11 protein-coding genes, 2 tRNA genes and 1 pseudogene are annotated in these 9,027 nt (G+C 58.9%); 5 read left to right on the forward strand and 9 right to left on the reverse strand.

Annotated features, from left to right (window positions below; translation table 11 throughout):
* Nucleotides 1-323: 323 nt before the first annotated feature.
* Nucleotides 324-397 (reverse strand) — tRNA-Gly (locus ACTF58_RS06015).
* A 172-nt stretch (nt 398-569) separates the two neighbouring features.
* Here ACTF58_RS06015 and maiA point away from each other — a divergent pair.
* Together maiA and ACTF58_RS06025 are read left to right on the forward strand one after the other, a co-directional pair.
* The gene (gene maiA / locus ACTF58_RS06020; protein ID WP_438991067.1) at nt 570-1,214 is read left to right on the forward strand and encodes a maleylacetoacetate isomerase; all 645 of its coding nucleotides are present in this window, start codon (nt 570-572) and stop codon (nt 1,212-1,214) included.
* A gap of 46 nt (nt 1,215-1,260) precedes the next feature.
* Nucleotides 1,261-2,295 (forward strand): TRAP transporter substrate-binding protein, encoded by a 1,035-nt coding sequence (locus ACTF58_RS06025; RefSeq protein ID WP_438991068.1) that lies wholly within the window; start codon nt 1,261-1,263, stop codon nt 2,293-2,295.
* Between the two features lie 73 nt (nt 2,296-2,368).
* On the opposite strand, the gene ACTF58_RS06030 is transcribed toward ACTF58_RS06025, so the two are convergent.
* The 8 genes from ACTF58_RS06030 to ACTF58_RS06065 all read right to left on the reverse strand — a co-directional run bounded on the left by ACTF58_RS06030 (nt 2,369) and on the right by ACTF58_RS06065 (nt 7,839).
* Entirely contained in the window at nt 2,369-2,947 is a 579-nt protein-coding gene (locus tag ACTF58_RS06030) for a GNAT family N-acetyltransferase (protein WP_438991069.1), read from the reverse strand.
* Nucleotides 2,947-3,342 carry a ketosteroid isomerase-related protein gene (locus tag ACTF58_RS06035; RefSeq protein WP_438991070.1) on the reverse strand — a complete coding sequence of 132 codons (396 nt, stop codon included), beginning with the start codon at nt 3,340-3,342 and terminating at the stop codon, nt 2,947-2,949. The genes ACTF58_RS06030 and ACTF58_RS06035 overlap by 1 nt, the downstream gene beginning before the upstream one ends.
* Complete coding sequence (locus ACTF58_RS06040) at nt 3,339-3,803, reverse strand: low molecular weight phosphatase family protein (protein ID WP_438991071.1); 465 nt, start codon at nt 3,801-3,803, stop codon at nt 3,339-3,341. The genes ACTF58_RS06035 and ACTF58_RS06040 overlap by 4 nt, the downstream gene beginning before the upstream one ends.
* A gap of 6 nt (nt 3,804-3,809) precedes the next feature.
* Nucleotides 3,810-4,289, reverse strand: coding sequence for a UPF0262 family protein (locus ACTF58_RS06045; RefSeq protein WP_438991072.1), 480 nt, complete (start codon nt 4,287-4,289; stop codon nt 3,810-3,812).
* 258 nt (nt 4,290-4,547) lie between these two features.
* A complete protein-coding gene (gene hisD, locus ACTF58_RS06050) occupies nt 4,548-5,852 on the reverse strand; it encodes a histidinol dehydrogenase (RefSeq protein ID WP_438991073.1) in 1,305 nt (434 codons plus the stop codon).
* A gap of 78 nt (nt 5,853-5,930) precedes the next feature.
* Nucleotides 5,931-6,401, reverse strand: coding sequence for a DUF2948 family protein (locus tag ACTF58_RS06055; RefSeq protein ID WP_438991074.1), 471 nt, complete (start codon nt 6,399-6,401; stop codon nt 5,931-5,933).
* Nucleotides 6,398-7,669, reverse strand: coding sequence for a UDP-N-acetylglucosamine 1-carboxyvinyltransferase (murA, locus tag ACTF58_RS06060; RefSeq protein WP_438991075.1), 1,272 nt, complete (start codon nt 7,667-7,669; stop codon nt 6,398-6,400). The genes ACTF58_RS06055 and murA overlap by 4 nt, the downstream gene beginning before the upstream one ends.
* Nucleotides 7,670-7,677: 8 nt before the next feature.
* A complete protein-coding gene (locus ACTF58_RS06065) occupies nt 7,678-7,839 on the reverse strand; it encodes a hypothetical protein (RefSeq protein WP_438991076.1) in 162 nt (53 codons plus the stop codon).
* A gap of 86 nt (nt 7,840-7,925) precedes the next feature.
* On the opposite strand from ACTF58_RS06065, the gene ACTF58_RS06070 reads away from it, so the two are divergent.
* The 3 genes and pseudogenes from ACTF58_RS06070 to ACTF58_RS06080 all read left to right on the forward strand — a co-directional run.
* Nucleotides 7,926-8,000 (forward strand) — tRNA-Thr (locus ACTF58_RS06070).
* A gap of 91 nt (nt 8,001-8,091) precedes the next feature.
* Nucleotides 8,092-8,718, forward strand: coding sequence for a hypothetical protein (locus tag ACTF58_RS06075; RefSeq protein ID WP_438991077.1), 627 nt, complete (start codon nt 8,092-8,094; stop codon nt 8,716-8,718).
* Nucleotides 8,715-9,027, forward strand: a pseudogene (locus ACTF58_RS06080) (hypothetical protein); the annotation flags it as partial. The gene ACTF58_RS06075 and the pseudogene ACTF58_RS06080, both read left to right, overlap by 4 nt.

Below are 9,027 nucleotides of genomic sequence, written 5' to 3' on the forward strand. Positions count from 1 at the left end.
TTGGGAAGAGGCTACTCGCAGTCAAAAAATTTATCAAACGGTAAATTTTAAAAAATGAACACGTGGAAAAACGCACTCGACAAAGCCGCACAGATAGCGGGCCGCACGTGTCATGCGCCAACACACCGACAAGACCACGGTAAAACCACGGTAAAACCACAGCACACAAAGGAGAAGCAATCACCACAGTGATACGAAACAGGACAACGTCCCGTCAGCCTTGACAGTCAACAGTCCTGTCAAAAAACGAAATGGCGTTGCGGATAAAATGAGTGTGATAAGCCTGTTATGAGACTGGTTTCTCTCACCTAACAGGCATTTCTTGGAGCGGGCGGCGGGAATCGAACCCGCGTCATTAGCTTGGAAGGCTAAGGTCTTACCACTACACAACGCCCGCTTCGGGGGCAGCAATATCGGCTGCATGAGCGAGCGTCAAGCGCCCAGATTGCGTGCTGAAGATGACAACAGCCCAGACCCGCGCTATAGCTGAAAAGTCTTGAAATAATTCTGTTGCTTTTGCAACATACGTTACATATCAATTCTAAAACAAGCTAAAGGCGTAACACTTCATGGATTTCTACGGATACTTCCGCAGTTCAAGTTCCTATCGCTGCCGCATCGCGTTCAATCTCAAAGGTGTTGAACCAAGCTTCAAGCCTGTGCACCTCAAAAGCGGCGCACAACACGCCCCCGCCTTCAAAGCGCTCAATCCCCAAGGCCTGCTGCCCGCGCTCGTCACCGACGCGGGCGATGTGCTGATCCAGTCGCTTGCCATTCTCGAATGGCTCGACGAGACACACCCAACGCCGCCGCTTCTGTCGCAAGACCCTGTGACGCGCGCCCGCGAGCGCGGCTTTGCCCAAGTCATTGCCTGCGAAGTCCACCCCTTGCAAAACCTGCGGGTGCTCAAATACCTGACAGGCGATCTCGGCCTTGAAGAGGCGGCCAAAGACGCATGGCTCACCCGCTGGCTGCGCGACGGTCTTGAAGCCTGTGAAGGCCTCCTCGCCCAACGCAGCGCGCAGACCACCTTCTGCTATGGCGACACCCCCGGCCTCGCCGACATCTGCCTTGTGCCACAGGTGTTTTCCGCCGAGCGCTTCGGCATTCCCTACGCCGACCTGCCCCATATTTCTGCCGTTTATGCGGCCTGTCAGTCGCTCACAGCGTTTGACAAAGCCGCCCCGAAGAACCAGCCTGATTTCGAAGCGTAAGTTCGAATCTCAGGGCCAATCCGACATATCAAAAAGGGAGAAAACTATGTCACTAATGAAAAACGCACTCAAAGGGTTTGCCGTTGCCGCAGCCCTCGCTGTGACAGGAGCGTCCGCACAGGCGCAAGACGTCACACTGAAATTCCACCAGTTCCTGCCCCAGCAAGCCAATGTGCCAAAGCTGATCATCGACCCGTGGATCCAGCGCGTAGAAGAGGCCTCAGGCGGCGAAATCAAGATTGACCACTACCCAAGTATGCAGCTCGGCGGCAAGCCCCCTGAGCTGATCGGCCAAGTGCAAGACGGCGTGGCCGATATTGTCTGGACCGTTCTCGGCTACACGCCGGGCCGCTTCCCGCAGGCCGAAGTGTTTGAGCTTCCCTTCATGATGAACGATGCCGAAGCCACATCACGCGCCTTCTGGCAGTTTGCCGAAGCCAATATGTTTGACACCGACTTGAAAGACTTCAAGATCCTCGCAACATTCGTGCACGGCCCGGGCCTCATTCACTCAAAAGACCCGATCACATCCGTGGCCGACCTCAACGGCGTCAAGCTGCGCGCCCCCACACGGATCATCAACCAGATGGTATCAGACCTCGGCGCAACCCCTGTCGGGATGCCGGTGCCAGCCGTGCCTGAAGCGCTCTCCAAAGGCGTGATCGACGCCGCCGTGATCCCATGGGAAGTCACCGCCGCTCTGAAAGTGCCTGAGCTTGTGGGCAACCACACAGAGTTTGGCAGCGAGTCACTTTACACAACAGCTTTCGTCTTCGCGATGAACAAGCAAAAGTATGACGCCCTCTCCGACGCCCAGAAAGCCGCGCTCGACAGCCAGTCTGGCGCTGATTTCTCCGCCCTCGCCGGCAAGCTGATGCAAGGCGCCGACGCAGGCGCCCGTGACGCCGCCGTCGCCAATGGCAACACCATCATCACCCTCTCAGACGCCCAAGTCGCCGAGTGGAAAGCCGCCTCAAGCGGTGTCGAAGCCAAATGGGTCGCCGATATGGACAGCAAAGGCTTCGCAGGCCAAGCCCTTGTTGATCAAGCCAAAGCGCTGATCAAAGAAAACGGTATGTAAGCCTTACCGCCTCCAAACACAGAGCCGCGGCAGCCCAGCGCTGCCGCGGTTTTTTTGTGGCTTGTTTTGGGCCTTATAGCGTGCGCATCCAGAACTGGAGCGGCTTGAGGCTCTCCGCCGCCTCGCCAATATCGCGCCAGCCAAACTGTGCCACCACGCCCTCCAGCGGCGCATAGCCCCGCCCGCGCCAAAACGCGTCCAGCGGACGGTAGCCCTCAGGCTTCAGAGGGTGCTCGCCCCGCCGCACAGCACAAAACGCCGCCGCCCCATAACCAAGCGCCCGCGCATGGGCCTCGCGCGCCTCAAAAAAGGAATGGCCGATCCCGCGCCCCCGAAACGCGGGCAAAAGAACCGACTCCGCACAATAAAACACATCGCAAAGTTCGATCCCGCTGCCCGCAAAGGCCGCCGCAAAATCATCCGAATGTGCCAGAAGCGGCATCCCCGTCGCTGCGCCCACAAGCCGCGCCCCCTCAAAAGCCCCGACAACAATGGCCCCATGCCCTGTCCGATACGGCTCCAAATAGCGCCGCTCATAGGCAAGGTCGCCGTCATACAAATAGGGATAGTCGGCAAATACAGCGATCCTAAGCCGCGCCAGATCATCAAGCACAGCGTCCAGCGCGCCCCCCGTCAGGGTGCGCAGCTCCATCAGCGGCTCACTTGCGCCACCCAGTCGGCGAGGTTGTAATAGGTCACAACACGGGTGATTTTTCCGCCCTCAAGCGCAAAGAAAGACCCGGCAGGCAGGCGATAGCTCTGCCCGCGGGCTTCGGGCAAGCCACTGTCTGTCGCCAGATAAGTGCCATTCACAATATACTCAGCCGCCGCCCGCGTGCCGCCCTCCGCCTCAAAGATCACCATATCGGTGAGTTCTTCTTGATAAGAGCGGCTCATATGCGCGCAAAAATCGGCAAAAGCCGCCTTGCCGCGCCGCACTTGGCCTTCGTTGACATGATGGGCCACATCCTCGGCCAGACAGTCCAGCATCCCTTGGACGTCGCCGGCGTTAAACGCCGCAAAATAAGCCTCTACCGTCTTGCTCATCTGTGCTCATGCTCCTCAGGGTCGCCCCAATGCGCCGTAATCTGTGCAATAATCTGGTCCCGCGCCGCGCGGTAGGCGTCCAGCTTGGCCTCGCGCCCCTCGCCCTTGGCGGTCGGGTCCATGATCGGCCAATACTCAAGATCGGTGTGAAAGCCCTGCGTCTGACGCGCGGCCAAATCGCGGCTGCGCTCGGACAGCGCCACCACAACATCAAACGAGCTGAGCACTTCGCCCATCTCTTCCATCTCTTCAAAGCTGCGCGAGCGGTGCCGCGCAATTTCAACGCCAAGCTCTTCGCAGACAGCAACACAAAACCCGTCAATCTCCAGATCGTTACGCACCCCAGCCGATTGCACATATGTGCCCGCGCCATAAAACTTTTTCATCAAGCCTTCCGCCATAGGCGAGCGCACGGCGTTGTGATCACAACAAAACAAGACAGATTGAGGCAAAGGTTTCACCAAATCTCAGCCCCCGAAATGCAGCACGCAAACAAGCGTAAACAGACGCCGCGCCGTGTCATTGTCAACATCCGCCTTGCCCTCCAGCCGCTCGGCCAGAATGCGCGCGCCCTCGTTATGAATCCCCCGCCGCGCCATATCAATCGTCTCGATCTGGCTGGGCGGCATTGTCTTCACGGCGTCAAAATAGCTCTCACAGATCTGCCAATAATCTTTCACAACTTGGCGAAACGGCGACAGCGAAAGATGAAACTCCGCCGCCTTATCCTCAGCCTCGGTTAATACATCAAACACCAGCCGCTTATCGCGGATCGACAGCCCGACATGGTAAGGCCCCTCCGGCACAACACGCTCGTCGCGCTTGGGCAGTCTAAAGACATTTTGCTCAAGCAAATCATAAATCGCAACCTTACGCTCCTGCTCGATCTCGGGCGTCGGCGGCGGCAGGTTGCTGTCATCCAGCTCGATATGAGAAATCCGCGACATCATCATGCGCCTTCCACTTCACTTAGCGTCATCCCGCGCAAACCCGCGCGTTTTCCCAAATCTAGCGCCCCCCCCACCGATTGCAACGACAAGCGCGCTCTTCAAAGCGCAAAAAACGTCAGCCGCCACTTTTTCTTTCCAGAAATATCCTGGGGGGAGAGGATTCAAAAGCCGACAGGCTTTTGAATTCGAGGGGGGCAAAGCCCCCCGCTCGGGCGATTTGGCGCAGCCAAAGCGCACCCCGAAGGGCCGCCAATCTCAGAGTTCGTTCAAATGGTTGAGCCGCGCCCGCACGCTCAGCCCGTGCGCTTCAAGACTTTCCGAAATCGCCAGCGTTTCCGCCGAAGGGCCAATGGCCTTGAGCGCGGCAGGGGTCATTTTCGCAAGCGTCGTGCGTTTGACAAAATCCATCACCGAGAGGCCCGACGAAAACCGCGCCGAGCGCGCCGTCGGCAAGACATGGTTCGGCCCGCCGACATAATCGCCGATCGCCTCAGGCGTCCATGCGCCAAGAAAGATCGCCCCCGCATGGGTGATCTTTTCGCTCAGCGCGTCAGGGTCCGCCACACATAGTTCCAGATGCTCGGGCGCGATGCGGTTTGACAGCGTGGCCGCGACCTCAAGGTCAGGCACAAGAATCACCGCGCCATAATCGCGCCAGCTTTTGCCTGCAATCTCGCGCCGCTCGAGCGTGCGCAAATGCCGCTCGATGGCAGCCTCCACAGCCTTTGCCATGGCCGGGTCCGTGGTGATCAGGATCGACTGCGCGCTCTCGTCATGCTCGGCCTGAGAGAGCATATCCAGCGCAATCCAGTCAGGGTCGTTGTCCCCGTCCGCAATCACCAAAATCTCGCTCGGCCCCGCGATCATATCAATCCCGACCTTGCCAAACACCCGCCGCTTGGCCGCCGCAACAAAAGCGTTGCCAGGCCCTGTGATCTTATCAACAGGCGCAATCGTTTCCGTCCCATAGGCCAGCGCGGCCACAGCCTGCGCCCCACCGATTCGGTATATTTCATCAACGCCCGCAAGCTGTGCTGCAAGCAGAACAAGCGGGTTGGCCACCCCGTCAGGTGTGGGAACCGTGATCGCCAGCCGCGCAACGCCCGCCACCTTGGCAGGGATTGCATTCATCAAAACGGACGAAGGGTAAGACGCCAGCCCCCCCGGCACATAGAGGCCAGCGGCGCTAACGGGCGTCCAGCGCCAGCCAAGCTCGGCACCGCTGTCCTCGACCCAGCTCGCATCCAGAGGCATCTGGCGCGCGTGATAGGCGCGGATGCGCTCGGCGGCAAGCTCAAGGGCCGCGCGCTCGTGCTGGGGCACTTGCGCAATCAACGCCTCAATCTCTTCAGGCGCAAAGCGCAGCGTGTCAGGCGTCAGCGCCAAGCGGTCAAACCGCTCCGTCAGCTCGATGACAGCCGCATCACCCCGCGCGCGCACATCCGCAATAATCTCGGCCACAACCGCGTCCACATCGGGGCTATCCTCGCGTTTGGCCCCCAAAAGGGCAGCAAACTGCGCTTCAAAGTCAGGCGTTGTCGCATCAAGAAACTGTGGCATAGGGCGTCCTTTCCAAGGCTTGCCCCCGTCTTAGCCCCAGAGGCCATGGCCCTCAAGCGCCAGATGTGTCGCAGCCGATCAGGCCTCGTGGCGCGGGGCCTGTTTTGACGGGGCCACATAGGGCCGCGTCACATCCTTGAGTCTGGCGTCGAGCGCCTCACAGTCAAGCCGGATTGCCCCGTCGCCCGCCAGCGTTAGCACAAGCTTGCCCGCAGGGGCCTCGCCCGCCTCCCACTCCATGGTGAGCAACGACAGGACAGTGTCCTTATCGTCCCGCTCAAGGCCCTGCGTCGCCACCCCCAGCACAGAGTCAAACGCCAGCAGCGCCTGCACCCGCTCGGGCGCATGGCGGGCCTTGGCCGTATCTTCCCAGCGGAAGCGGTTGATCAAAAGCACAAAGCGGCGCGCCTTGCGGTCGTATGTCATCTCGGTGATCGGAAAGACAGCGTCCTGCACCAGCGCCGAAATCACCTTGAGGTCGTCCAGATCCAGCGCCCCAAGATTCAGCGGGCGCTCGGCCCCGTCCTCAAAGCTTGCATCCCCGCTCATGATGCCTTCACCCGCTCAACGCGCGCGCCAATGCCCGAAAGCTTGCGCACCACGTGCTCATAGCCGCGGTCAAGGTGATAAACACGGTTCACAACCGTCTCCCCCTCTGCCGCCATTCCCGCCAAAATAAGCGAAACAGAAGCCCGCAAATCGGTCGCCATCACAGGCGCACCCTTGAGGCGCTTCACGCCCTTCACAGTCGCCGTGCCACCATGCACATCAATATCCGCACCCATCCGCTCAAGCTCGGGCGCGTGCATAAAGCGGTTCTCAAAAATCTTTTCTTCCAGAACAGATGTGCCCTCCGCCGTGCACAAAAGCGCCATCATCTGCGCCTGCAAATCGGTCGGGAAGCCGGGGAAAGGCTCGGTCGTCACATTCACCGCCTTGATCGGCCCGCTCTTACGCGCGACCTTAAGGCCCGAGGCCGTCTCTTCCACATCAATCCCCGCCGCGTTGAGCTTGGCCACAAAGCTCTCCACAAGGCTCAACTTGCCGCCAAGGCACTCGACTTCGCCACCGCAGATCGCAGGGGCCAGCATATAGGTGCCAAGCTCGATACGGTCGGTCACAACCTGATGCGTCGCCCCGCCCAGACGATCCACACCCTGAATGGTGATCGTGCTGGTGCCGTCGCCGTCAATCTGCGCGCCCATCTTGCGCAAACAATCCGCCAGATCGACAATCTCTGGCTCACGGGCGGCGTTGTTGATCACGGTTGTGCCCTTGGCCAGCGTCGCCGCCATCATGATATTTTCGGTCGCGCCGACAGAGGCAAAGGGAAAATCAATGACCGCGCCCTTGAGCCGCCCGCCACTCGCCTTGGCGTGCAGATAGCCTTCCTTCAGCTCGATCGTCGCGCCCATTTTCTCCAAACCATCGGTGTGGATATCCATAGGTCGCGCGCCAATAGCGCAGCCCCCGGGAAGCGAAACAACAGCGTGCCCCTCCCGCGCCAGAAGTGGCCCAAGCACAAGATTGGAGGCGCGCATCTTGCGCACAATGTCATACTCCGCGCGGGTGTTGATCTCGCCGTGGCAGGACATAGCAATCACCTGCCCGTCAGACAGCGATGAAATCTCGGCCCCAAGGCTCTCCAAAAGCTGGGTCATGGTGCGAATGTCGCTCAAGCGCGGCGCATTGGTCAGCGTCAGCGGCTCTTCGCTCAAAAGCGTGGCAGGCATAAGAGCGAGACAAGCGTTTTTCGCCCCCGCAATCGGGATCTGCCCACTCACCGGGCCACCGCCCGTTACAATAATCTGGTCCATCTGCTCTACTACCCTTCATCCTGTCCCGAAGCGGCTTCACCATTTTGCGCCGCCGTGCGCGCCTTCGCCTGCGCCTTACGGCGCGCCATATTGGCCTTTAAAGCCGCTTTCAAGCGGTCCTCACGGGCGCTTTCACCCTTGGCTTTCGGTTTTGTCTTTTTCGGCTCCATGAAAGCCTCATATCGCGCTTGTGCATTAGCGTCCAGATTGGCCTTGCGCGAAAGCGAATTTGCGTCTAATCACCCGCCACATCGTTGCTGTAGTAGCTCAGTGGTAGAGCGCGTCATTGGTAATGACGAGGTCGGGAGTTCAATCCTCCCCTACAGCACCACTACAACCACCTGATATCATTGAAACCCCTTGACTATATGGGGATTTGCCCGTCTCGCTGTTACAAAACGCGTAACAGAACGGAATGAATCGTGGCAGGCAAAATCAAGAATTTTCTCGATCGTGACGGACGGTATTTTTCCCGCATTGCGGTGCCAAAAGAACTGCGGCCATATCTCGGCAACAAGACAGAGCTGCGCAAAGCACTTGGTGGCGACAAGCGCAACGCTATTGCCCAGCACACGATCGAAGTTGCTTTGCTTCAAATGATGCTCGACGACGCCAAGAGGCAATACACGGATGCGGTGACGAAGCGAGCGAGCGCCTTCGAGCCCTGGAGCATTCAGCAAATCGCCGCCGACAACTACCTCGGCAGGCTGGCCTTTGACACTGAGCTGCGCGCAACCACACATCTTTATGCCCAGCCCGGAATAGATGATCAGTTAGCCGCTTTGCTCAAGCGTGGATATTCAGGGCTTCTGGAAGACGGCGAGCTTGCTGTGCTCGTCGTTGAGCGGGTCAACCGATACAAATATCTAGGTCGCACAGCAGCACAATACGGCACACGGGAATGGCGCGCACTGGCAATGGCATTGTGCAGGTCCGAGTATGAAGCCATGGCACGTGCGGCCGAGAGGGATGAAGGAAACTTCTCAGGGCAGCCAGCGGCAGACTTTATCATCACACCCCTGCACCGCCCCTTCCGGCCGCCCAGATGACCCCATTGGCCTCAACGAGCCCAACACAATCTGTTTCTTTGCAGTCGCTCTTTAACGAATATCTTGCGGGCAGACAGAAGCTCGGAAAGGGAAGAAGCCTTCTCAAACGATGGCAGCTCGTGATTACCGATCTCATCCGTTTTATGGGTCATGATGATGCGAGGGCAATAAAGAAGGCTGATGTTGTCAGGTGGCGCTATGAGAAATTGAAGACACTGGCGCCCAAGACGATCAAGGCGGTCTACCTCACCTGTATTCAAGCTGTCCTGAGCTGGGCGGTTGATCATGACATTTTGCTCACTAATGAAG

It is taken from the genome of Lentibacter sp. (assembly GCF_965657785.1).
Taxonomy (GTDB): Bacteria; Pseudomonadota; Alphaproteobacteria; order Rhodobacterales; family Rhodobacteraceae; genus Lentibacter.

What these genes read in the sequence shown, in the direction of transcription:
- maiA (WP_438991067.1), top strand. Translation starts at nt 570, where the DNA reads ATGGATTTCTACGGATACTTCCGCAGTTCAAGTTCCTATCGCTGCCGC.
- ACTF58_RS06025 (WP_438991068.1), top strand. Translation starts at nt 1,261, where the DNA reads ATGTCACTAATGAAAAACGCACTCAAAGGGTTTGCCGTTGCCGCAGCC.
- ACTF58_RS06030 (WP_438991069.1), bottom strand. Translation starts at nt 2,947, where the DNA reads ATGGAGCTGCGCACCCTGACGGGGGGCGCGCTGGACGCTGTGCTTGAT.
- ACTF58_RS06035 (WP_438991070.1), bottom strand. Translation starts at nt 3,342, where the DNA reads ATGAGCAAGACGGTAGAGGCTTATTTTGCGGCGTTTAACGCCGGCGAC.
- ACTF58_RS06045 (WP_438991072.1), bottom strand. Translation starts at nt 4,289, where the DNA reads ATGTCGCGGATTTCTCATATCGAGCTGGATGACAGCAACCTGCCGCCG.
- hisD (WP_438991073.1), bottom strand. Translation starts at nt 5,852, where the DNA reads ATGCCACAGTTTCTTGATGCGACAACGCCTGACTTTGAAGCGCAGTTT.
- ACTF58_RS06055 (WP_438991074.1), bottom strand. Translation starts at nt 6,401, where the DNA reads ATGAGCGGGGATGCAAGCTTTGAGGACGGGGCCGAGCGCCCGCTGAAT.
- murA (WP_438991075.1), bottom strand. Translation starts at nt 7,669, where the DNA reads ATGGACCAGATTATTGTAACGGGCGGTGGCCCGGTGAGTGGGCAGATC.
- ACTF58_RS06065 (WP_438991076.1), bottom strand. Translation starts at nt 7,839, where the DNA reads ATGGAGCCGAAAAAGACAAAACCGAAAGCCAAGGGTGAAAGCGCCCGT.